The organism is Grimontia sp. THUN1695 (assembly GCF_059704325.2).
The window spans coordinates 2823543-2847146 of sequence record NZ_AP046577.1 but is presented as its reverse complement, the minus strand read 5'-3'; the positions used below and the strand labels follow the sequence as shown (position 1 = coordinate 2847146).

General features: G+C 53.3%; 21 protein-coding genes and 1 pseudogene. 11 read left to right on the top strand and 11 right to left on the bottom strand.

Annotation, left to right across the window (positions count from 1 at the left end):
* Window positions 1–320: 320 nt before the first annotated feature.
* The 4 genes from AC6IB1_RS16400 to hemC are packed head-to-tail and all read right to left on the bottom strand — an operon-like array spanning window position 321 to window position 4390.
* Window positions 321–1508, bottom strand: coding sequence for a heme biosynthesis HemY N-terminal domain-containing protein (locus AC6IB1_RS16400; RefSeq protein WP_497567527.1), 1188 nt, complete (start codon window positions 1506–1508; stop codon window positions 321–323).
* Window positions 1505–2701 (bottom strand): uroporphyrinogen-III C-methyltransferase, encoded by a 1197-nt coding sequence (locus AC6IB1_RS16395; RefSeq protein ID WP_497567526.1) that lies wholly within the window; start codon window positions 2699–2701, stop codon window positions 1505–1507. The genes AC6IB1_RS16400 and AC6IB1_RS16395 overlap by 4 nt, the downstream gene beginning before the upstream one ends.
* On the bottom strand, window positions 2688–3458 hold the full coding sequence (locus tag AC6IB1_RS16390; RefSeq protein ID WP_497567525.1) for a uroporphyrinogen-III synthase: 771 nt from the start codon (window positions 3456–3458) through the stop codon (window positions 2688–2690). Before AC6IB1_RS16390 ends, AC6IB1_RS16395 begins: the two co-directional genes overlap by 14 nt.
* Complete coding sequence (hemC, locus tag AC6IB1_RS16385; RefSeq protein ID WP_497567524.1) at window positions 3455–4390, bottom strand: hydroxymethylbilane synthase; 936 nt, start codon at window positions 4388–4390, stop codon at window positions 3455–3457. Before hemC ends, AC6IB1_RS16390 begins: the two co-directional genes overlap by 4 nt.
* 392 nt (window positions 4391–4782) lie before the next feature.
* On the opposite strand from hemC, the gene AC6IB1_RS16380 reads away from it, so the two are divergent.
* Window positions 4783–7335, top strand: a complete 2553-nt coding sequence (locus AC6IB1_RS16380) for a class I adenylate cyclase (RefSeq protein WP_497569162.1) — start codon at window positions 4783–4785, stop codon at window positions 7333–7335.
* Window positions 7336–7405: 70 nt separating this feature from the next.
* Here AC6IB1_RS16380 and cyaY read toward each other — a convergent pair whose 3' ends face one another.
* Window positions 7406–7717 carry an iron donor protein CyaY gene (gene cyaY / locus AC6IB1_RS16375; RefSeq protein ID WP_497567523.1) on the bottom strand — a complete coding sequence of 104 codons (312 nt, stop codon included), beginning with the start codon at window positions 7715–7717 and terminating at the stop codon, window positions 7406–7408.
* Between the two features lie 74 nt (window positions 7718–7791).
* On the opposite strand from cyaY, the gene lptM reads away from it, so the two are divergent.
* The 6 genes and pseudogenes from lptM (at window position 7792) to AC6IB1_RS16345 (ending at window position 12391) form a co-directional block, all read left to right on the top strand.
* The gene (lptM, locus tag AC6IB1_RS16370) at window positions 7792–7953 is read left to right on the top strand and encodes an LPS translocon maturation chaperone LptM (RefSeq protein WP_497567522.1); all 162 of its coding nucleotides are present in this window, start codon (window positions 7792–7794) and stop codon (window positions 7951–7953) included.
* A gap of 24 nt (window positions 7954–7977) precedes the next feature.
* Window positions 7978–9231 (top strand): diaminopimelate decarboxylase, encoded by a 1254-nt coding sequence (lysA, locus tag AC6IB1_RS16365; protein ID WP_497567521.1) that lies wholly within the window; start codon window positions 7978–7980, stop codon window positions 9229–9231.
* Between the two features lie 9 nt (window positions 9232–9240).
* Window positions 9241–10071, top strand: a complete 831-nt coding sequence (gene dapF, locus AC6IB1_RS16360) for a diaminopimelate epimerase (RefSeq protein WP_497567520.1) — start codon at window positions 9241–9243, stop codon at window positions 10069–10071.
* Window positions 10068–10742, top strand: coding sequence for a DUF484 family protein (locus tag AC6IB1_RS16355; RefSeq protein ID WP_497567519.1), 675 nt, complete (start codon window positions 10068–10070; stop codon window positions 10740–10742). Before dapF ends, AC6IB1_RS16355 begins: the two co-directional genes overlap by 4 nt.
* The gene (gene xerC, locus AC6IB1_RS16350) at window positions 10739–11656 is read left to right on the top strand and encodes a tyrosine recombinase XerC (protein WP_497567518.1); all 918 of its coding nucleotides are present in this window, start codon (window positions 10739–10741) and stop codon (window positions 11654–11656) included. Before AC6IB1_RS16355 ends, xerC begins: the two co-directional genes overlap by 4 nt.
* Before the next feature lie 15 nt (window positions 11657–11671).
* Window positions 11672–12391 (top strand): annotated as a pseudogene (locus AC6IB1_RS16345) (HAD-IA family hydrolase).
* 1 nt (window position 12392) lies between these two features.
* Here the strand turns inward: AC6IB1_RS16345 and AC6IB1_RS16340 are convergent.
* The 4 genes from AC6IB1_RS16340 to AC6IB1_RS16325 are packed head-to-tail and all read right to left on the bottom strand — an operon-like array spanning window position 12393 to window position 14728.
* The gene (locus AC6IB1_RS16340) at window positions 12393–12830 is read right to left on the bottom strand and encodes a DoxX family protein (protein WP_497567517.1); all 438 of its coding nucleotides are present in this window, start codon (window positions 12828–12830) and stop codon (window positions 12393–12395) included.
* 19 nt (window positions 12831–12849) lie between these two features.
* The gene (locus AC6IB1_RS16335; protein WP_497567516.1) at window positions 12850–13599 is read right to left on the bottom strand and encodes an HvfC/BufC N-terminal domain-containing protein; all 750 of its coding nucleotides are present in this window, start codon (window positions 13597–13599) and stop codon (window positions 12850–12852) included.
* Window positions 13596–14447, bottom strand: a complete 852-nt coding sequence (gene bufB / locus AC6IB1_RS16330) for an MNIO family bufferin maturase (protein WP_497567515.1) — start codon at window positions 14445–14447, stop codon at window positions 13596–13598. The genes AC6IB1_RS16335 and bufB overlap by 4 nt, the downstream gene beginning before the upstream one ends.
* A 20-nt stretch (window positions 14448–14467) precedes the next feature.
* Complete coding sequence (locus AC6IB1_RS16325) at window positions 14468–14728, bottom strand: BufA1 family periplasmic bufferin-type metallophore (protein ID WP_497567514.1); 261 nt, start codon at window positions 14726–14728, stop codon at window positions 14468–14470.
* 381 nt (window positions 14729–15109) lie between these two features.
* On the opposite strand from AC6IB1_RS16325, the gene uvrD reads away from it, so the two are divergent.
* A complete protein-coding gene (uvrD, locus tag AC6IB1_RS16320; protein WP_497567513.1) occupies window positions 15110–17287 on the top strand; it encodes a DNA helicase II in 2178 nt (725 codons plus the stop codon).
* Between the two features lie 168 nt (window positions 17288–17455).
* On the opposite strand, the gene ggt is transcribed toward uvrD, so the two are convergent.
* Both ggt and rarD read right to left on the bottom strand, forming a co-directional pair.
* Entirely contained in the window at window positions 17456–19228 is a 1773-nt protein-coding gene (gene ggt / locus AC6IB1_RS16315; protein ID WP_497567512.1) for a gamma-glutamyltransferase, read from the bottom strand.
* Window positions 19229–19399: 171 nt separating this feature from the next.
* The gene (gene rarD, locus AC6IB1_RS16310; protein WP_497567511.1) at window positions 19400–20299 is read right to left on the bottom strand and encodes an EamA family transporter RarD; all 900 of its coding nucleotides are present in this window, start codon (window positions 20297–20299) and stop codon (window positions 19400–19402) included.
* 275 nt (window positions 20300–20574) lie between these two features.
* Between rarD and recQ the strand changes: the two genes are divergently transcribed.
* The 3 genes from recQ (at window position 20575) to AC6IB1_RS16295 (ending at window position 23522) form a co-directional block, all read left to right on the top strand.
* Window positions 20575–22425 carry an ATP-dependent DNA helicase RecQ gene (gene recQ / locus AC6IB1_RS16305; RefSeq protein WP_497567510.1) on the top strand — a complete coding sequence of 617 codons (1851 nt, stop codon included), beginning with the start codon at window positions 20575–20577 and terminating at the stop codon, window positions 22423–22425.
* On the top strand, window positions 22418–22729 hold the full coding sequence (locus AC6IB1_RS16300; protein ID WP_497567509.1) for a DUF3630 family protein: 312 nt from the start codon (window positions 22418–22420) through the stop codon (window positions 22727–22729). Before recQ ends, AC6IB1_RS16300 begins: the two co-directional genes overlap by 8 nt.
* Before the next feature lie 127 nt (window positions 22730–22856).
* Window positions 22857–23522, top strand: coding sequence for a 7-cyano-7-deazaguanine/7-aminomethyl-7-deazaguanine transporter (locus AC6IB1_RS16295; protein ID WP_497567508.1), 666 nt, complete (start codon window positions 22857–22859; stop codon window positions 23520–23522).
* The last annotated feature ends 82 nt before the right edge of the window (window positions 23523–23604 follow it).

The window sequence follows — 23604 nt, the reverse complement described above, 5'->3', positions numbered from 1 at the left end:
CAACTGACACTAACAGGCCTGATACCAAGATCCAGGGTAGCATATCCATGATGGGCGGGCTCACTTACTAAAGGGATTGGCAATACCGGTTTGGTTAGCCATCATTATTTGCTAAATGCATGCAAATTGATGAATAACGTCATCCGGCGAAAATTTTCACCTGCCTATTTGATAACAGTGATATTGTCTTAACAATGGATGATAAATAGCCGTTAATCATTATTAACAGCTTGAAACACAATGGATTGCTTTTAGTTCATCTATTGGAAATTGTGCATAAAAAAACGCCTCTCTGGGCGTTTTTTTATGCGTGGAGTGCCTCACTCTTTGTGAGGCAGAGCCAGTTTGAGCGCTTCGCGGGAAAGGTGGTTGGCGGCACTGGGGTCATTCAGTTTTTCCAGTGTGTCAACCAGCCAAGCATAATCGGATACGTCTGGTCGGATATCGAGCGCTTTCTCAAAGTGGGTACGCGCCTCAGCCCATTTACCTTCACGGAAATAGAGTTGTCCCAGAGCGCTGTGGGTTACCGGATTGTTTTCGTTGTAGCGCAACACGTCCTGAAGTTTCAGGATCGCGGGATGATAATCGGGCAACGACAGCTCAGGCACCAGCGAAATCAGGCTTTCATCCGGGTGCTTTTTCAGGTTCTCGCGCAGGATAATATAGGCCTCGGAGTCTGCTTTGCGGGCGATAAGCTGCTTCACCAGACAACCAATCAGTTTGGGTTGCTGGCGGGCTGAGCGGCTCAGGCTGTTCCAGTGGGCCAACAGGCCGTCACTGCCTTTCTGGGTCGCAATATGGGCCATCAGGCCACATTCCGCCTTTAGCTCCAGCCTTTCTGCTTCTGCCTCGCTGACGGCTTTCACACGTTTGAGTGAGGGCATCAGGCGAAGCAATGCCTGCCAATCCTGAAGTTTCAGGTAAGTGTCTTTAAGCAGGCTCAGTAACACTGGATTGCGTGGGTTGGCATCGACCAATCCTTGCAGACTTGCCAGTGCTTCTTCGTATTGGCCCTGGCGATACTGGAGTTTGGCTCGCGTTAACGCGGTGGCGAGGTTATCGATGCCAAAATCCGCTGCCTGTTGCAGGTAACGGTCACGGTTGTCGATATCCCCGCGGCCCTGCGCCGCTTCTGCTGCAGCCAGGTAGTTCAGCAGCGGTGCATCACTGTGGTTAACCCCCTTCAGTAATAACTTCTCGGACTGTTTCCAGTCGCCTTCTAGGAGCTTTAGCAGGCCTTCATTGGTCAGCACCCGGGCTTTCTTATTTTTTCGGCCGGAAAACCAGCCACGGGTAGAGCTTGAAAGGGAAAACAGTTTGCGGATCAGCCATTCGAGGATAAACAGCGCGGCAAACCCGAACACCACCAGGATAACCAGCGTGGAAACGCTCATTTCAATGGTCTGGTTCGCTGCTGAGATCAGTACATATCCCTGATTGCCGGCCAGATCCGGCCCGACAACCAGACCTGCAATTAGCGCGATAACCAGCAGGAGAATTTTTATCATTGGCCATGCTCCCCGCTCAATGGCGCCAGGTTACGGCGCAGGCGCTCGTCAAGCAAATCACTGATCAATGCCTGGCTCTCCAGGTTTTCCGGGTAACTTACTTCGATAGTTTGCTGGCTGAGGTTGGTCAAAGTAGCGATAAAACTCTGGGTAATGCTTGATTCCTGATTGTAGAAACGTTCAGCCCACTCTTTGGCCGTTTTCAGTGATTCTGCATACAGTCGGCCATTTTCCCGGTATACCGAGGTGGCTGCCTGATCGAGTTTCGCTTTCAGGTTTTCCTGCAGGTAAAACGTCTGCGCCGGGGACAGCAGTGGGATCACGTCACCATCACGCTTGCGGTAAGTGATGAATTGGCTGACAAAGTCGCCCAACGACGTTTTCAGGTTCTGCTGCCAGTCACCCACATTGCCGGAGACCTGCTGTGGTGCAACTTCTTGAGCTTCTGGCAGGATGACATTGGCCAGCGGTAGTCTGTCCACTTCTTGTTGCAGCGAGTTCAGACGCAGGACGATACCATCACGGTCGATGCGCTTCACCGCTTTCAGCTGCTGGATGTCTTTTGCCATCGCCTGGCGGATAGGCGTCAGTGACAGGTCATTGAGCTCGGCGATACGTTGATCAGCATCTTGCATCAGGGTCGTTGCCGTCAATGCGTCATGTTCGAGCCAGAGTTTACGTGCGGCCTGGTTTACTAGGTAATCGGCTTCTGCCAGCAGCCAGTCATTGGGACGGCGGCCTTTTACATCAGCCAGCGCTGATTGCAGGCTTTTGATGGTGGTATCCTGCTGGTCGATCAGCACCTGGGTATCCTGAATAGCTTTTTTTACTGCGGCTTGGCTTTGTTGCTCGCTTTGCGCCAGGGCAGATTTCAGGGCACTGATTTCATCGGTCAGTATTGAGATGTTGGCATTGACCTGTTCGCTTTGCTGGTGGCTGTGGTAATAAAGACCGCCACCCAAGGCAACTACCAACACAATCGCCAGTAAAGAAAGCGTGTTACTGCCTTTTTTCTCTTTAACAGGGGTGGCAGTAGACGTTGAGGCGCCGTTTGCTGGTGTGCCTGCGGATGAGGATTTGGCGGCAGGTTGGGCGATCGTGCTGGAAGACGACGAGGGCGTTTCCTTGTCGGTAGGGGATGCTGGCGCCGACGTGTCTTTATCCGTGTCTGATGTCTTATTATTGTCTGTCATCCGAATGTCCCGAGTTAATCATCTCGTTTAATGCGTGGAACAGGGCGGTGTTTGAAGCGCTGTTTACACATCTGATTGCATTAAAACCAAGGCCAATTGCTTGATTGTAAATCCGTTTGCTAGGCACCAGTATATGGCATTCTCGTAACCATTGCTGGTTGCTCTCTGAGATTGTCTGACACAAAAGCGAAAGTTGTTCGCCGCTGGTGATCACCAGGGTATCGACATTTTCCGCCTGCCATTGCATTGCCAATGATAATAGGGAATCACTGGTCCAATGTCTTTGATAGGCTTCAAAGTAGTGCACCTTGGCCCCCTGGCTTGCGAGCGTGTTGCCTAATAGTGCTCGTCCACCGTTGCCGCGAAGGATGAGGACTTCAAGGTGTTCAGGTTCGCCAAATACGGACAGCGAAAGCATCCCCTCACTGTCTTCAGTGGGCGGTTGAAGGGCGTTAATGCCGCTTTCAGCCAGCCATACCTGCGCGGTTTTTTCTCCGACTGCCACGTAATGTAAATCGTCACGCCATGGAGTGTTGTCTTTATCAAACTGTTGCTGGGTATATTCAATCGCCCTTGGGCTGACTGCCACAACTACGCTGCCTGATGGCAGGCGAGTGTAGATGTTGGTCAGGGCCGGGAGATCCTTACCCTCAGAGAAAGACAGCAAAGGCGCGGGCAGCGCCTTTATGCCTGATTGGTTCAGGGCTTCCACCAGTTCATAGCAGGCTGGCGCAGGGCGTACCACCAATACGGTCATACGTTGTCCTGGTACAGTTTTTCTAAAATGGCTCGGGCGCCGTCTTCCAACAGCTGTTCTGCAAGGCCAGTTCCCAGTTCTTCGGCTTTTTCCAGTGGGCCGGTTACTTCACCGCGGATAATCTTGCTGCCATCAGGTTCACCGACCAGCGCTCGCAGGTGAATTTGGTCGCCGTGAATTTCGGCGTAACTGCCGATCGGCACCTGACAGCCTCCCATCAAGCGGTTGTTCATCGCACGTTCACACAACACACGATAGGTGGTGTTGGCGTCAGCGAGCGGTTCCAGCAAGGCGCGGACACGCTCATCATCCAGACGGCATTCGATACCGACCGCACCCTGACCGACCGCCGGCAGGATCTCTTCCGGTTCGATTTCATTGCGGATACGGTCATGAAGGTTAAGGCGTTTCAGGCCCGCAGATGCCAGAATGATGGCATCATACTCGCCGTTATCCAGTTTACCCAGACGGGTGCCGACGTTACCGCGCAGGTCTTTTACTACCAAATCCGGGCGCATGGCACGAAGCTGGCATTGGCGGCGCAGGCTGGATGTGCCGACGGTTGCCCCTTGTGGCAGTTCGCTGATACTGGCGTAGTGATTGGAGACAAAAGCGTCACGTGGGTCTTCGCGCTCACAGATGGTCACCAGTCCCAGGCCTTCAGGAAACTCAACTGGTACGTCTTTCATTGAGTGAACAGCAATGTCAGCCCGTCCGTCCAGCATCGCCTGTTCCAGCTCTTTCACAAACAGCCCTTTTCCGCCAACTTTGGCCAGTGGAGTGTCGAGAATGATGTCACCCTTGGTGACCATAGGGACCAGTTCCACTGTCAGCCCAGGGTGGGTAGCTTCCAGGGCGGCTTTGACGAATTCCGCCTGCCACAGGGCGAGGGGGCTTTGACGAGTCGCGATGCGGATGGGTGTTGAAGTCATAGTCATGTCCATTTAATTTGCGTAGGCTAATCGTACCACCCCTTATGATGCCGTGAGAACTCATGGTGGCAGTAGGGACAAAAAGGTGCGAAATCAGGCGGGTTCGGCTATGATGATGTGATGGAGATCATGGTTAATCAGGTAGGTTCGCGGGCAACGCCCTATTCAGCTGGCTGTATTCCGCATTACATTGGGGATGAAGCGTTGTCTGTCTCTTGCTTGGTGTTGTTCGCAGGGTGAACAAAGTGAAGAAAAAATGGTGGGTTGCTGCTCGCTTTACGCTCTGACAAAAAACTGTTAGATTGATCACGTTTTTATCCATGGGCGCCGGTGTCACTGTTAATCCGGTCCCGTTTCGTTGACTAGGATGTCGGCAACTTTGGATGTTTATCTTGCAAAACTATGTTGATCAGCAAATAGAACGTTTTAACGCCTTTAACCAAGTCAGGTTGGAGCGTGCTCGAAGCGCTATGCATTCTCAGGCGGCTAACGTTTTTAACGTGTTGCCTGCTTTGTTGCATTTTAACCATCCGGCTGTCCCAGGTTACCTGGAACGTAGTGTTGTCCATGGTATCTGTAACTTTTCCCTTTCTGACGTCCAGCAGGATTTCGTCAATGATTGTGCCCATGCACAAGACACCCCCATTCCCGGGAAACCGTTTTCCCAGTCGCACCCTATCAAAGGCCTGTTTTCAATGGGCAGTACGGCGTCGATGGGGCAGAGTCTTTCCAGTGATTTGGATATCTGGGTCTGTGTGCAGCATTGGGTGGGGCAGGATGAACGTGACATATTGGAAGCCAAATGTTCGCTGATTTCTGACTGGGCGATGTCCCAGGGCGTGGAAGTGAATTTCTTTGTGATCTGTGAGCAACGCTTCCGCCAGAATATGGCGCAGGTGATGACCACGGAAAACTGTGGCTCAGCCCAACATTACCTGCTGCTTGACGAATTTTACCGCTCTGCTGTGCATCTGGCTGGCCAGCATCTATTGTGGTACCTGGTTCCTCCTGAGATGGAAGCGTGCTACGAAGATTACGTCGGCAAAATGATCGCCAGTGGTGCCATCAAGCGTGATGACTGGGTGGACTTTGGTGGCTTGCCTTCGATCCCGGCGGAAGAGTATTTCGGATCCAGCCTCTGGCAACTGTATAAGAGCATTGATTCACCGTACAAATCCGTACTGAAAGCCATCCTTCTTGAGGCTTATTCCTGGGAATACCCAGGCACCCAGCTATTAAGTGTGGATGGCAAGCGTCGTTTTTTCTCCGGTATGTTGGACGTTTATCAGTCCGACGCTTACTACCTGATGCTGGAGAAAGTCACGCGTTACCTTGAGCGAATTGATGATCACCGCCGTCTGGATCTGGTGCGGCGTTGTTTCTACCTCAAAACCCACGAGAAACTGACCCGAGAACCGGGGCCGGGCTCTGTACCCTGGCGCCGCGAAGTCCTGTGTATCTTGACCCGTGAATGGGGATGGACGCAGGATAACATTGCGCGTCTGGATAACCGCCGTAACTGGAAAGTGGAAGAGGTGAAGGAAGCACACAATGAGCTGCTTGAAGCCTTGATGCTGAGCTACCGCAACCTGATCCGTTTCGCACGCCGTAACGATATCACGTCGGCAATCAGCCCCGAAGACATCAGTATTCTGGCGCGTAAGCTGTATGCTGCGTTTGAGGTGTTGCCAGGTAAAGTGACCTTGCTGAACCCGCAGTTGTCACCCGATCTGCATGAAGCGGATTTGAGTTTCATCCAGGTACCGGAAGGCCGTAACAACCCGCCGGGTTGGTACCTGTACAAGCAATCGCTGAAGCCGGTGGATATCATTGGCCGCTCACCGCTTGAACATAACCGCTATCTGTCAAAACTGGTGGCGTGGGCGTATTTTAACGGCTTGCTGACGGAATCAACCCGCCTGCATTCGGTCGCGCGTAATAGCGATGTCGATATTGACAAGCTTTACCAGTTGGTGAGCGACCTTCGCAATACCTTCTCTGTAAGCCGGCCCCAGCCATCGCTGCAGGCGCTTTCAAGCCCTTGTGAAGTACGTAAACTGGCGCTTTTTATCAACCTGGAAAATGACCCGACCACAGCACTGAAGCAATCTGCAGTGCGGTTTGATTTCAAGAACACGGATATTTTCAGCTATGGCCCAGAGCAGCAATGTCTGGTTGGCAGTGTGGATTTGGTATATCGAAACAGCTGGAATGAAGTACGCACCCTGAACTTTAAGGGTGAGAATGCGATTCTCGATGTACTGAAAACCTTGCTGGGTAAAATGCACCAGGATGCCATTCCGCCAGAGTCGGTGGATGTGTTCTGTTATGCCGGGAAAATGCGTGGGCTGATCCGCAATCTGGTGTATCAACTGGTAGCTGAGTGTATTGATATGCGCCTGAAACCGGTCGATCAGGAAAAACGCCGCCGTTTTAAAGCCATTCGTGTCGCGGATCAAACCTTTGGCCTGTTTTTCGAACGCCGTGGTGTGTCGGTGCAGAAATTGGAAAATTCCGTGGAATTTTACCGTTCCATTTCCTCCAATAAGGTCAATGGATCACCGCTTGTGGTGCTGGATAAAGATGCTGATATCCATCCGCCGGAGGTGGTTGATGGCTATGCCAGTGAGGGGCTTATCCAGTTTTTCTTTGAAGATTGTGACAAAGGCTTCCACATTTATGTGCTGGATGAAAACAACCGGGTGGAAGTCTATCGCCAGTGCAGCGGTGACAAGGAAGAGATGGTTCAAGGTGTTAACCGTTTCTATACCTCTTCACAGGAATCACAGAATTTTGGTGGCAAGGCAGTAAACTTCAACCTGCCACAATTCTACGACATCATTTATCAGGCCGACGGGCGCGCCCAGGTGATTCCGTACAAGAGTGATCGCCAGTGGCAGCGTAACGAGATCAGTAACGATACGGTCCAGTATGCATCACGTTAAGTGAATCAGTTGCTGACAGCGTTTACTGTCAGCATCTTTTCATACACCTTCCGGTAAACGCACAGTTTCACTACCAATTCACTGTCTCGCCAGCGTGCTTGGAACATTCCTGTTTCACCATCTCGATAAATTCCATGCCGCTTTTGCTGCATAGCCATTTTCCATTCTGATAGCTGAAGTGGAAACCGCCTGAGCGTGATGCCAGCCAGATTTCCTTCATTGGCTCCTGGCGGTTGATAATGATTTGGCTGCGGTCTGCAAAATCCAGCGTCAGTACATTGCCATTGGTCTCGTAATCGATATCTGCACCACTCTCGTCGATACCGTCTTCAATCGCCATCCATTGCGCGTCAACCAGTTCATGGTATTGGCTCGTGTTCATTCTCAGTCGTCCTATTGCTTTTCAGTGTGTTGATGCGATTATAGAGGGCATTCACTTTTGGATCACTGGCAGAAATGATGCGATTACCCCTGAAACTTGCCATGCTGGCGACAGTAGCCCTGCTTTCGGCATGCGGCCAACAAGGCCCTCTCTATTTTCCTGAAGATGCACCTGTACAGAATGGACAGGTAAATCCAGAAACGCCGCAGGCTACTCAGGAATCCACTCAGCCATAATATTTCGGACAGGGAAGGATAACGTTGGACTACTTCAATTATCAGGATGATGGGCAACTGTGGGCGGAAGATTTGCCATTGGCGCAGCTTGCCGGGCAATACGGAACCCCACTTTACGTCTATTCACGCGCGACGCTGGAGCGTCACTGGCATGCGTTTGATAAAGCGGTGGGGGATCACCCGCATCTGATCTGCTATGCCGTAAAAGCAAACAGCAACCTGGGTGTACTGAATGTGCTGGCCCGTCTGGGCTCAGGCTTTGACATCGTCTCCCAGGGCGAACTGGAACGTGTCGTTGCCGCAGGCGGTGACCCGAAGAAAGTGGTGTTTTCCGGCGTGGGCAAAACCGCCCCGGAAATGGCGCGGGCACTGGAGCTGGGTATTAAATGCTTCAATGTCGAATCCGAAGCCGAGCTGGACCGCCTCAATCAGGTTGCGGGTGGGCTGGGTAAAAAGGCGCCGGTCAGCCTGCGCATTAACCCGGATGTGGATGCCAAAACCCATCCCTATATTTCTACCGGCCTGAAAGAGAACAAATTTGGTATTGCGTTTGACCGTGCCCGTGAGGTGTACCATTACGCAAACAGCCTGCCACACCTGGATGTGCATGGTATTGACTGCCATATTGGCTCCCAGCTGACCGATCTGGCGCCGTTTATTGAGTCCACTGATCGCCTGCTGGGCCTGATTGATGACCTGAGGCAGGATGGCATTCACATTACCCATCTGGATGTCGGTGGGGGCCTTGGCGTGACTTACAACGATGAGAAACCACCAGAGCCTTCTGACTATGCGAAAGCGTTGCTGGAAAGGCTTGCCAACCACCAGGAGATTGAGCTGGTGTTTGAGCCGGGCCGTGCTATTGCGGCTAATGCCGGTGTGCTGCTGACCAAAGTGGAATTTTTAAAGCACAACGAAGAGAAAAACTTTGCCATTATCGATGCAGCGATGAACGATTTACTGCGTCCCGCCCTGTATCAGGCGTGGCAGGACATTGTCCCGGTTAAGCCGCGGCAGGGTGAGGCAAAAACCTATGATCTGGTTGGCCCGGTCTGTGAAACCGGCGACTATCTGGGTAAAGACCGTTCTCTGGTGCTGGAAGCCGGAGATTTACTGGCGGTACGTTCATCGGGAGCGTACGGTTTTGTGATGTCGTCCAATTACAACACCCGCTGCCGAGCCGCTGAGGTGATGGTGGATGGCAACCAGTCCCATCTGGTGCGTCAGCGGGAACCGCTGGCATCGTTGTGGGCATTAGAACAGGTTCTGCCTGAGTAAAGGATCCGGATGCAAATACAATTTTCCAAAATGCATGGTCTTGGCAATGACTTTATGGTCGTTGACTGTGTGACACAGAATGCGTATTTCTCTCCGGACATGATCCGCCGTCTGGCGGACAGAAATACCGGAGTGGGGTTCGATCAATTATTGGTGGTTGAGCCGCCGTATGATCCGGAAAGTGATTTCCACTACCGGATTTTTAACGCTGACAGCAGTGAAGTGGCGCAGTGTGGCAACGGTGCACGTTGCTTTGCCCGTTTTGTGCGGATGAAGGGGCTGACCAACAAGAACCAGATTCAGGTCAGCACCAAGTCGGGCAAGATGGTACTCAAAATGGACGGTGACGATCAGGTGACCGTCAATATGGGTGAGCCCATCTGGGCGCCAGCCAAAATCCCCTTTCGCGCTAACGCAGAAGAAAAAACCTATATTTTACGTGTAGAAGATACCACCCTGTTTGTCGGAGCAGTCAGCATGGGTAACCCGCATTGCGTCACGGTAGTCGACGATGTGGATACTTTTGATGTCGAGGGGCTGGGGCCGCTGGTTGAATCCCATGAGCGTTTCCCGGAGCGGGTCAACGCCGGATTTATGCAGATCGTGTCACGCAATGAAATCCGCCTTCGCGTTTATGAGCGCGGTGCGGGCGAAACGCAGGCATGTGGCAGCGGCGCATGTGCCGCTGTTGCGGTGGGCATCCTGCAGGGGTTGCTTGATGAGTCGGTGACTGTGCATTTGCCGGGTGGCGATCTGAAGATTCGCTGGCGTGGACCGGGCCACCCGCTTTATATGACCGGGCCAGCCACACACGTTTATGATGGACAAATAACAGTATGACGGAGCTTTCCAAGCTCGAAGGGCCACTGGCAGAGGCGCTGACCGACGAAGCTGTGGCCGCTTTCCTGAAAGACAATCCCGATTTCTTCTGCCGTCAGCCCCAACTGGTGGCGCAACTGCGTATTCCCCATACGGATCGTGGTGCTGTCTCTCTGGTGGAAATCCAGTTAGGCCGTTTGCGCGAGCGTGTGGCGGAACTGGAAGAAGAGATCACCCAGCTGATGGGGATTGCAGCAGGGAACGAAAACCTGTTCCGTGCTTTCTCACACGCCCACCAGGCGCTGTTTGCTGCAAGAAATAAAGACGATATCCACCGGGCTCTGTGCGCACTGGCAGGGGCGCTGAATCTGTCTGTCAGTCTGCGTCTTTATGACAATGGACACCATGCCCTGAACCGCAAGAGTGTGGACGCTGTGAAAGCAGCGCATTTTTGTGGGCAACGTATTTATCTTGGCCGGTTGCGTAAGGCCGATGGTGACCAGTTTGTCTCGCAGGCGCCGGAACTGGGTTCCTATGCCCTGGTGCCCGTGGTGAAAGACAAAGAACTGGGCTTCCTTTCTTTCGCCAGTCCGGATGGGGGACATTTCCAGCCCAGCATGGATACCCTGTTCGTTGAACAGATTGCCGAACACATCGCGATCTTGTTGACCAAGTGGCAGGAGGCGGAATGAGCCTGCCAGCCAGCATGGAAAAACCGCTGGCGCGCTTCTTTGATTACATGATCCGGGAGCGCGGCCTCAGTCGCCATACCGAAACCAATTACCGCCAGCAGCTGGCAGCCTGTGCCGAATTCCTTGTCGGCGCCGGTGTCAGCCAGTGGCAGGATGTCGATGCTGCCTGGGTACGCCAGATTGCGGCGCAGGCCAAGAGAGAACAGCTGAAAGCAGGCAGTATTGCCCTTCGCCTGTCAGCCCTGCGAAGCTTTTTTGATTTTATGGTGGCAGATGGTGCGATGGCGGCCAATCCTGCCAAGGGCGTCTCTGCGCCCAAGCAGGGACGGACACTGCCGAAAAACCTCGATGTGGATGAGGTAAACCAGCTTCTGTCGGTAGATGCAGACGATCCGCTTTCAGTCCGTGACCGCGCCATGATGGAGCTGATGTACGGTGCAGGCCTTCGCCTGTCTGAACTGATTGGCCTTAACGTACGTGATGTTGCGATGCGAAAGGGCGATCTGCGGGTAATTGGTAAAGGTGACAAAGAACGTATTGTCCCGTTTACCGGCATGGCGAAAGAGTGGCTGATCAACTGGCTGAAAGTACGTAACCAGCTGCTGAAAGGGCCGGAAGATGCCCTCTTCCTGTCGAAGCTTGGTAAACGTATCTCACCGCGGAGCGTACAAAAACGGATGGCGGAGTGGGGTCAGAAGCAGGCAGTCAGCAGCCATATCAATCCTCACAAACTGCGACACAGTTTTGCCACCCATATGCTGGAGTCTTCCGGGGATTTGCGTGCGGTGCAGGAGCTGCTTGGCCACGCTGATCTCTCGACAACCCAGGTGTATACCCACCTTGATTTCCAGCATCTGGCCAAAGTGTACGATGCGGCGCATCCCCGTGCGCGAAAACGCAAACGTGACGGTTAACCGTAAGGAGTGCGCATGAAGTTCTATCGCCGCTGGCAACCTGTCTCTGCCATGACATTTGATTTGGATGACACCCTGTATGACAACCGGGTGGTGATCACCCGTGCAGAGCAGCTGTTACTCGAATGGCTGGCAGCACGCTGTCCTAAAATGGCAGACTTCAGCCGGGCCCAGTGGCAGGCAATGCGTGCAGAGGTTATCGCCGCAGATGTATCGCTGGTGGGGTTTGTGACTGAAATTCGCCACGCCCAGCTGGCACTTGCCGCATCGCGCTGTGGATTGAATGAAGCCGAGGCGAAAGCGCTGGCCGATGACGGTGTAGCATTCTTCCTCCATGAGCGCAGTAATTTTTCCGTACCGTCGGCAGCGATAGATGTGATGTGTAAGCTGGCAGCGCGTTATCCACTGGTGGCGATCACCAACGGTAATGTGGATTGCGAGCGGCTTGGGCTTTCCCCCCTGTTTCAGCAAGTATTATAGGCCGGGCCAGATGGCGCAGCCAAACCGGACAGGGCACTGTTTGCCAAAGCACAGTCCTTGCTGGGCATGCCTGCGGGCAGCATCCTTCATGTTGGCGATCACCTTAAGGCTGACGTGCGTGGGGCTAAACTGGCGGGTTTTCGTGCCTGCTGGTTTAACGACACAAAAAGGCCGCTGACCAAGCAGCGGCACGCTTCACTGTTACCGGATGTGGAAATTACCCACCTTTCCCGGCTGTTAATGCTCAGCCAGTGAGTTAGCTCCGTTTTTTCAGCCAGCTATCGAGTGCGGCCAGGCCCGGTCCCCAAATCATGGTGACCAGCAACATCACGCCCCACATCTGGTGGTCGAAAAAGCCTTTTGGCCATAGCGCCGGATAAGACACCACTGCGATAATATTAAACGCAAACAGCGCAAAGGCCGCTGGCCGTGTTAACAGGCCCAATGCAAGGAACACCGGCAAAATCAGCTCTGCCGCAGTGCCAAGGTATGCGGCCATTTCCCACGGGATCAGGGGAACCTGGTATTCGTATTCAAACAGGAACAGGGTGCTGTCCCAGCTGGCGATTTTGGTCTGGCCTGACTTAAAGAAAACCCACGCCACCCAAAGTCGGCTGATAAGCAACAAAACCGGAACCAAAGGCTTGAGTGTAGATTCCATCACCCCATCAATTTTTTTTAACGCAGCGAACATGTTTGGTTTCCTTTTCTTGTTAGTGTCCGGTGAGGGTAAAGTCACTGAAGACCCCAAGCTGTATGGCACCGGAAATGTGCGGTAACAAAGCAGGGTCGATATTCCCAAAGCAGGTATGCTGGCAGGCAAGGATAAGTGACGCCAGCTCGTCATCCAGTGTGCTGACGCTGATCCCTTGTTGCGTTTTCTGGATCAAAACCGCCTGAGGCTGCGCCAGGTCAAGATCTGCCAGCGCGTCATCATCCCTGTCACTCACCACCTGCCACAGCGTGGCGATCGCAAAGGCACTTTTCATCACTGCTGAGGCAGGAGAAAGCTTCAGCTGGATACGGCCAAAGTCCTCAGGTTGCAGTTCAGCCAGGGCATCGACCGGAAAAGCGGCGGGCAACGGCGCACGGTTCACACACTGGATATGCCATTCAATGTCGGCGATATCGGCAAGGTAAGGTACCGCGTTGATGATATTGGGCAACGAGCAGATGGTGTCAGCAAACCCCGCACCGTAGCGATCGGCACAGGCATCTTCCATGGTGGTGTTGAGTACATGATGGCGGGCAACGGCCTGAAAGCATGTTTCCCCAACCAGTGCGAAAACCACAGGGTAAACAGTTTCAAGGCACTCTGTCAGCGTCATGACAAAGTTGTTGCGGTAAACCTGGAGCAGTGCGTCTGGTTCAGCCACGCCATCAGAAACCGGCAGGCTGTGTGCCTGATAATGCAGGGCGTCACGAAATTGCTGTTGCAGGTCAGTGAGGCTGGGGGCATTCATGATGCTTCCTCCACCGGTTCCCTCAGCGCTTTGATGATATGATCAGCTTTTGCCGCTTCAGCCAATAACACTTCTGGTTCCGGAATATCCCTGTCCCATTCAATCAGGGTGTGGCGGGGACCATGCTCGGCAACCCATTTTTTATACATGGCCCAGACCGGTTCGGAAACCGGCTGGCTGTGGGTATCAATCCAGATCTCACCTTCATCGAGTTGCTTGATGGTAAACCCTGCCAGATGGATTTCCTGCACCCACTCCGGGTCGATGGCAGCAAGATAGGTATCGCTGTCAAAACCGTGGTTAAAGGCGCTGACGTGCACGTTATTCAGGTCGAGCAACAGGCCACAGCCTGTGCGCCTGACAACCTCTGCCAGAAATTCCCATTCCGGGATGGTGGAGTGACTGAATCCGAGGTAACTGGAGGGGTTTTCCACCAGGATCTGGCGGTTGAGATAATCTTGCGTGATGTCCACATTGCGGCAAAACACCTCCAGCGCTTCTTCTGTGTAGGGCAGGGGAAGTAGGTCGTTGAAGTACTCTCCGTTAACAGAGCTCCAGCTTAGGTGATCGGAAATAAACAGGGGATTAATGCAATCAACCAGCCGTTTCAATTGTGCCAGGTGCGTTTTACTCACCGGATCGACAGACCCAAGAGACAAGCCTACGCCGTGACAACTGATGGCATACTGGCACCGCAATTCATGCAGCGCCTTAAAGGCGTTGGAGTGCGGTAGGAAAAAGTTTTCACTGTGGATCTCTAACCATCTTATATCCGGGGAGTGATTAAGAAAGTGTTCATGGTGTGGGTGTCGAAGCCCAACGCCAACCCAGTGAGAAATCTCTTCCATACCTGACTCCCTATGATTTGTTAAGACGACGAGGTTGAACCGCCCGTCAGGCGATCGCACAAGCCCTTGGGTACAACGACAAATGCGTCAGTCTGCCCATCTTTGGTCGAAGTGCCGGCACAAGAGCTATTGTTTGTTGCACAGTCGTTTTTACCGGCTTTTGCCACGCCGTAACACTTCTCTTTCTCTGCTGCCTGGGCAGGCGTGGCTGTCAGGGTCGTGGCACCCACAGCAAGGAGACTGGTAACGGCAGCAGCAACAGCAAAATTGGTTTTTTTCATCTTCGTTCCTCTTTCTACAGACTTTACTAACTTTCAATAAGTTAAAGGGGGAGTTCCCAGCGGCACTGTTGGTTTTCAATGCTCTTTTCATAGGATAGATGTTTTCGTTAAAAACTTTCGATTGTGACGTTAATTTTTATGTGCATATTTTAAGGTCGGAGGACTGTATGATTGTAACCAATTGAATATTTGGAAATAAAATGTGTCATCCCTCTGGTACAGCATGGATAACGGTATCTTTGTGTCAGGAAAATACCGGGCAGGGTGATAAAAGGCGCACCATCACAATCGAAAGGCCAGTTATTCCTCCATAGGTCTGCAACTTCCGGTTGTTTGCGGGTATAATCTTCAACCAGTGTATAAATAACCAGTGGAAGAACGATGGACGTATCCCACCTGATTGACAGTCTGAATGACAAACAACGCGAGGCTGTGGCTGCGCCGCTTGGCAACTACCTGGTCCTGGCCGGTGCGGGCAGTGGCAAAACCCGGGTACTGGTTCATCGTATTGCTTGGTTAATGCAGGTAGAGTACGCCTCGCCGTTTTCAGTGATGGCGGTGACTTTTACCAACAAGGCGGCAGCGGAAATGCGTGGCCGTATTGAGCAGTTAATGCAGGGCACAGCCTCCGGTCTCTGGTGTGGCACTTTCCACGGCCTGTGTCACCGTATCCTGCGTGCGCACCATCTGGATGCAAACCTGCCGCAGGACTTCCAGATCCTGGATTCTGATGATCAGCAGCGCCTGCTTCGCCGCCTGATCAAGGCGCAGAATCTGGATGAAAAACATTGGCCAGCGCGTCAGGCATCCTGGTACATCAATGCCAAGAAAGATGAAGGCCTGCGTGCGCACCATATTGATGCCCAGTTTGATCCGGTCGAAAAAACCTGGTTGCGCGTATACGCTGCGTATCAAGAGGCGTGTGACCGTGCAGGGCTGGTGGACTTTGCCGAGCTGTTGCTGCGCTGCCATGAGCTGCTGCGCGATAAAGCGCACATCCGCGAACACTATCAGGCGCGCTTCAAGCACATTCTGGTCGACGAGTTTCAGGATACCAACAACATCCAGTACGCCTGGCTGCGTATGATGGCCGGAAACAGTGCCAACGTGATGATCGTCGGGGACGATGATCAGTCTATCTACGGCTGGCGTGGTGCGAAAATCGAAAACATCTCCCGCTTTCTGCAAGACTTTCCGGGAGCAGAAACGATTCGTCTGGAGCAGAATTACCGCTCGACCGGCAATATCCTCAAAGCTTCCAACCATCTGATTGAAAACAATGCCGAGCGCATGGGCAAGAGCCTGTGGACCGAGGGGCAGGAAGGTGAATTGATCTCGGTATACAGTGCGTTTAATGAACTGGATGAAGCCCGTTTTGTGGTCGGTAAAATCAAGGCCTGGCAGGACGAAGGTGGCGCCCTGAACGACACGGCTATTTTGTACCGCAATAACGCCCAGTCCCGTGTGCTGGAAGAAGCCTTGATTCAGGCGGGTTTGCCCTACCGTATTTATGGCGGTATGCGATTCTTCGAACGTCAGGAGATCAAGGATGCGCTGGCTTATCTGCGTCTGATTGGCAACCGTTTTGACGATGCGGCCTTTGAGCGTGTGGTTAACACCCCGGCCCGTGGTCTGGGCGATCGCACCCTTGAAACCCTCCGTCTTGCTGCACGTGATCGCGGCGCGACGATGTGGGAAGTAAGCAACCAGTTGCTTGAAGAACAGGCACTGGCAGGCCGCGCGGCAAATTCCCTGCGCCGTTTTATCGAGCTGGTGAATGCACTGGAAGATGATACCCGCGAAATGGCACTGTTCCAGCAGACCGATTACGTGATCCTGCACTCTGGTCTCCGCGCTATGTACGAAGCGGAAAAAGGTGAAAAAGCGCAGGCGCGTATTGATAACCTTGAGGAGCTGGTGACAGCAACCCGCCAGTTTGAAGTGCCCGAAGACGAGCAGGAAGAAATGACCCCGCTGTCAGCCTTCCTTTCCCACGCGGCGCTCGAAGCGGGCGAAGGACAGGCTGATGAGTTTGAGGACGCGGCGCAGCTGATGACACTGCACAGTGCCAAAGGACTCGAATTCCCGGTTGTCTTTATGGTGGGCGTGGAAGAGGGGATGTTTCCAAGCCAGATGTCGGCAGAAGAAGCCGGGCGTCTGGAAGAGGAGCGCCGCCTTTGCTATGTCGGCATGACCCGGGCGATGCAGAAACTCTATATTACCCACGCAGAAATGCGCCGGGTATACGGCAAAGACATGTTCCACAAAGCGTCACGCTTTATCCGTGAGCTGCCGGAAGAGTGCCTTGAAGAGGTGCGGATGCGGGCAAAAGTGTCGCGTCCTGCGGCGGCTAGCGGGCGATTCTCGCAAACCCAGACAAAGGAAAACTTCAACCAGACCGGTTTCACGCTTGGCCAGCGGGTACTGCACCCCAAATTTGGCGAAGGCACCATCATTAACTTTGAAGGCAGTGGCCAGCAAAGCCGTGTGCAGGTGGCTTTTAACGGTGAAGGTATCAAGTGGCTGGTGACTCAGTACGCCAAACTTGAGGCGATGTAAGCGGCGGAAAAACAAAAGGGTGGCGATGGCCACCCTTGTTTTTACGTGTCTATATCGGTTAAGACACTGCGCCCCAGGCGCTGGCCAGATCGGTTGCCTGAAGCTATCCCTAACCGGGTACACAGCGCGATGGTATTCACTATACGTAACATGCAGTTGCTCCTGGTGTTACTCTGCCACCACTAAACCTTCGCGCCTTGGATCGGCGCCGCCCTCCAAGGTGCCTCCGTCGATAACAATACCGTGGATACCTGAGGTTAAGTCACGGACATTGACCTCATAGCCCATGGCTTCGAGCACGGGCTTGAAGCTTTCTGCATCTGTCCCGGCTTCAAGATCATAAGTGCCGAAGCGGTTGACTAGGTGTGGCAGGTCAATCGCAGATTGCATGTCGAGCCCCCAGTCGAGGTGGGCGACCAGGGTTTTGGCCACATAACCGATAATCCGGCTGCCGCCCGGTGAGCCGACAGCCATGTATGGCTTGCCATCACGCATCACAATGGTGGGTGACATCGAAGAGCGGGGACGTTTACCCGGTTCAATGCGGTTGGCAATCGGGTAACCGTCTTGATGGGTGCGGAAAGAAAAATCGGTCAGCTCATTGTTGAGCAGGAATCCACGGGTCATCAGGCGTGAACCGAAGCCGTTCTCAATCGTGGTGGTGATGGAAACAATATTGCCGTCCCTGTCCACGATAGAGAAATGGCTGGTGGAGGGCAGTTCAATGGATTCATCATCCGCTAGTTTCGGTGCCACATTTGCGTGGCTGAACTGAGGGTCACCTGGTGCCACCTCTGTCATTGCACCTTCTGCCGGGATTAGTGAGGCGCGAGTCTTGAGGTATTCCGGTGCCAGCAAGCCTTCTGTCGGTACTGGCACAAAGTCGCTGTCGGCAATGTAGCGCCCGCGGTCTGCAAATGCCAGACGCGAGGCATCACCTATCAAACGCCAGCTTTCCGGGTTGTCCTTGCCCAGGGATTTGATGGGGAAATGGCTCAGAATGCCAAGGATTTGTCCCACAGTAATGCCGCCGGATGTCGGTGGCCCCATGCCGCAGATGCGGTACTGGTGATAAGGGGCGCAAACCGGTGTGCGCTCAACAATGCGGTATCCGGCCAGATCTTCCCTGTCCAGTACGCCCGGGTTACCGGCGGCGTTTTGCACCGTTGCCACGATATCGGCAGCAATGTCGCCTTCATAGAAATGGTCAATGTCTGTGGCGACGAGTTTTAATGTATCAGCGTATGCCTGATTCACCAGCCGATGGCCCACGGTCAACGGGTTGCCATTGTCGTCAAAAAAATACTGGTGGGTGGCGGGATAACGGCGCAGCCTGTCGGCGTCGCCTTCAATCAGTCCTGCCAGACGCGGAGAGACTTCAAAACCTTTCTCAGCCAGCTCAATAGCCGGGGCCAGCACGGCGCGCCATGAAAGGTTGCCGTATCTGGCATGGGTGTCATGCATCAGGCGCAGGGTGCCGGGTGTGCCTACAGAGCGGCCGCCTACTACGGCATCATAAAACTGCAGCGGTTCACCGTTTTCATCTTGGAACAGCGTAGGCGTGGCATTTTTTGGCGCGGTTTCACGACCATCAAACGTGGTCAGTGCCTGTGCCTTATTGTCCCAATACACCAAAAAGGCTCCGCCACCGATGCCGGAACTTTGTGGTTCGACAAGGCCCAGTACGGTTTGTACTGCCACCATGGCATCGATGGCATTACCGCCAGCGCGTAATATCGCTTCACCGGCTTTACTGGCATGTGGGTTGGCAGAAGCGACCATCCATGTTTTGCCTTTGACCGCCTTGCGCATCACACTGCCGGTTGCCAGCTCCGGTGCCACTGCGTCTGCGGCTTCTCCCCGAGGGGTAGCAGAGGTGGGAAAAGTGAGAGCGAAGCCAAGGGCCAGTGCGGAAAGAAAAAGGGTCGGGTGTTTTTGCATGGTAATTCCTTTTACGCCCAAACAATTGGACTTTGAGTATAGCCCGCAAAAGGGAGAGCAGCGTGTTGGATTAATGAGGTGGTGAGGTGAGTTTTCTTTTTCTGGGCAGCAAGATAGCGAAGATGTGTTGCATTAATAGAAACGGCACCCTGACGGTGCCGCTGACTGTTTTCAGGGCTGCTGCCGCTGCTTGTTGCGCTGCCTGACGGCATCAAACGTGAAGATGGCAAGTGCCATCCAGATAAAGGCGAATGTGGTGGCCTTATCCGCCGTAAAAGGTTCGTTATACAGGCCTACAGCCAGCATAAACATAATGCTGGGGCCGATATACTGGAAAAACCCCAGAGTTGAGAGGCGAAGCTTGGTTGCTGCGCCATTAAAGCAAAGCAATGGCAAGGTTGTCACGATACCGGCCGCTACCAGCAACAGGTTGAGGCCAAGGCTATTTTGCATCATGTCAGACGTGGCACTGTTAGCGATAAATAACAGATACACCAGCGCCACAGGCAACAGGACCAAGGTTTCGATAAAGAGCCCGGTTGCCGCATCGATGTTGATTTTTTTTCGCAGCAGGCCGTAACTGCCGAAGCTGCAGGCCAGCACCAGTGCCACCCAAGGTAGGGAGCCAAAGGTGATCACTTGGATAGCCACGCCGGAAAAGGCCAGTGCTACGGCGACCCATTGCAGTTTGCGGAACCGCTCGTCAAGAAACACCATGCCAAGCACGACGTTAATTAGTGGATTGATGTAGTAGCCAAGGCTTGCATCCAGCATCCGATCGTTGTTTACCGCCCAGATAAAGATCAGCCAGTTGGTGGCAATCACCAGGGCAGTCACCGTCAGTAATCCTAGGCGTCTTTTGTCTTTCAGCAGCAGTCTGACGCGGGCAAGGCCTCCGCTGGCGTGGATGATCAGGGCAAGGAAGAAAAACGACCACAGCACGCGGTGCATTAACACCTCCAGAGGAGGCACATTTGTCAGGGCCTTGAAGTATAGTGGGGCCACACCCCACATGGTGTAAGCACCCAACGCCAGTAAGACACCGCGGCGGGTCTGTTGCGCATCATTCACTGCGAAATCTCTACATCTGAAAATACAAAAGGGTAAAAACCGCCGGTTGGCGGCATGTGCAACGAAGATAAGGGCTTGATGCGGATTTTTCTGGTGAACAGTCAGCATCCCCATCGGTAAATGTTTTTGTTACGTTGCCAGTATATGGGCTTCCTCTGTTGAAGCACACCTTTTCCGAGAAGAATAATTGAAAGGGCGGTTCTTCGACATTGTTGATCTTTTATCCCTGTGCCGCTGCGTTTAGAATGAGCGGCTATCCCATGATGAGAAGTGCTATGACCGTTGCCGAATCAGCCGAAATGATGCCACCACTGACGCATGACGAAACCGTTTTGCAGCAGGTGTTCGGCTACCACAGTTACCGTGACGGTCAGAAAGAAATTATCGATGCCGCCATTGGCGGGCGTGATGCATTGGTGATCATGCCAACTGGCGGTGGGAAAAGCCTTTGCTATCAAATACCGGCGCTGGTGCGTGATGGCGTGACTGTTGTGATCTCGCCGCTGATTTCCCTGATGAAAGATCAGGTCGATCAGCTGCTGGCCAACGGCGTGCAGGCAGCGTGCCTGAATTCTTCCATGACACCGGAATCCCAGTCTGACACCTGGCAGGCGCTGCGAAATGGAAACCTCAAGCTGTTGTACGTGTCACCGGAACGTATTCTGATGCGGGATTTCATCGAACGCCTGCAAGCCGTGACACCGGGCCTGATCGCGGTTGATGAAGCGCACTGTATCAGTCAGTGGGGACACGATTTCCGTCCGGAATATGCCCAGCTTGGCAGCCTGAAGCAGTATTTCCCCGGAGTGCCGGTGATGGCACTGACCGCGACGGCAGATGACACCACGCGTCAGGATATCTGCCAGCGCTTGGCACTTGTTGACCCCCATATCTATCTTGGCAGTTTTGATCGCCCCAATATCCGTTACACCCTGGTGGAAAAGCACAAACCGCTGGCGCAACTGACCCAGTTTCTCGCCACCCAGTCCGGGCAGAGCGGGATCGTGTATTGCAACAGCCGTAAACGGGTCGAACAGGTGGCGGAAAAGCTGATGGGCAGCAACATCCGCGCTGCGGCCTATCATGCCGGGATGACTACCGATCAGCGCGCCTGGGTGCAGGAAGCGTTCCAGCGGGATGATGTGCAGATTGTGGTGGCAACCGTGGCATTTGGTATGGGTATTAACAAGCCCAACGTGCGCTTTGTGGTCCATTACGATATTCCGCGTAATATCGAATCCTATTATCAGGAGACAGGGCGTGCCGGGAGGGATGGCCTGCCGGCAGAGGCGATACTGTTTTATGACCCCTCTGATATTGGCTGGCTGCACCGTTGCCTTGAGGAAAAACCGGATGGCGAACAAAAACGGGTGGAAAGCCACAAGCTCAATGCGATGGGCGCATTTGCAGAAGCCCTGACCTGCCGTCGTCTGGTGCTGCTGAACTATTTCGGTGAATACCGCAACGAGCCTTGCGGCAACTGCGATATCTGCCTTGACCCGCCAACCCTGTTTGATGGCACTGAGCAGGCGCAAAAAGCGCTGTCCTGTGTGTATCGCGTGAACCAGAACTTTGGTATCGGCTATACCGTTGAAGTGCTGCGCGGAATGCAAAACCAGCGTATTAAGGAGCACGGACACGACAAAATCAGTACCTATGGCTTAGGAAAAGAATTCAGCCATGAGTACTGGGTCAGCATTTTCCGCCAGCTTATCCACCGTGGTTATCTGGTGCAGAACATTGCCCGAAGCTCGGTGCTGCAACTGACCGAAGAAGCCCGTCCTGTGCTGCGTGGTGAGATTGCGCTGGAGCTTGCCGTGCCAAGGCTGGGACTGTCTGCGCGCAGTAAAGCTGACAAACTTGGCAAGCGTAACTACGACAAGAAACTGTTCGCCAAGCTCCGCAAGCTGCGTAAAGCGATTGCCGATGAAGAAGACATCCCGCCGTATGTGGTCTTCAATGATGCCACCCTGATTGAAATGGCTGAGATGATCCCAACCTCGCAGGCAGAGCTTCTGGCGGTCAACGGTGTTGGCCAGCGTAAGCTTGAGAAATACGGCAATGTGTTTCTGGATGTGATTGAAGATCACATCACTCTTAACCATGACGAGACACGCTATGGATAACCCGACATTCCGCCTTTCGCATCTGGATGCGGTCGCCGGGCGTCTGGTGCTGGTCGCCGATACTCTCGATGCTGACAACGCAGAGCAGCATTTGCAGGCGCTTTGCCAGATGCTGGATGCCAGCGTGAAGGAAAAACAGACTGATGCAGATTTGCTCAGCTGGCTGATTGATTTTGAAGGTGTGGCCCTTGTGCTCCGCGCCGGGCATTACAGCGCCAGTGTCTGGCTGGAAACACTGGGCGATGAAGGTCAGGACGAGTTGGTTTTCCTGCATAGTTGGCTGAAGAAACAACTGGCTGGCTAGTCCGCCTCAGGCGGTTGGCAACCACAAAATTTGCTGTATAATTCGCCACCTTCTCAGGCGTCAGATCACCGTATCTGGCTGATTAGTAATTTGGGTTCCCTCACCCCCAATGACAAAAAGGTTCACAATGAGCACTTTTACACCCGCGCAGCAGCGCAACGCCCTCTCTTACCTCGTGGTTTTCCACCTGGTGATCATTGCATCCAGTAATTATCTGGTTCAGTTACCTTTTACCGTTTTTGGTTTTCACACCACGTGGGGAGCATTTACGTTTCCATTTATTTTCCTGGCCACGGATCTGACCGTCCGCATCTTTGGTGCTGCCCTTGCACGTCGAATTATCTTCGCGGTGATGGTGCCCTCCCTGCTGATCTCCTATGTGTTGTCAGTGTTGTTTTATCAGGGGGAATTTCAGGGACTGGGTCACCTGAATGAATTTAACCTCTTCGTTGCACGTATTGCGGCAGCAAGCTTTATGGCATACCTGCTGGGGCAAATCCTCGATATTCACGTGTTCAACCGTCTGCGCCAGACCAGACAATGGTGGGTCGCACCGAGTTGTTCCACCCTGTTTGGTAATGCGATAGATACCCTGGCATTTTTTGCCATTGCCTTCTACAACAGCCCGGATGCCTTTATGGCAGAAAACTGGGTGGAAATTGCGTTGGTCGACTATGCCTTCAAACTGGTGATTAGCCTTGGCCTGTTCGTGCCTATGTACGGTGTGTTGCTGAACTATATTGTCAGCCGCATTACAAAGGTGAACAACGTGGCTGAAACCAACCCGGTTTAAGCGACAAGCACGATAAAATAAACAGAGGGAAAGAGAGCCGGTCGGAAGGCTGGCTTTTTTACGTTTTCTATACTGAAAAAAC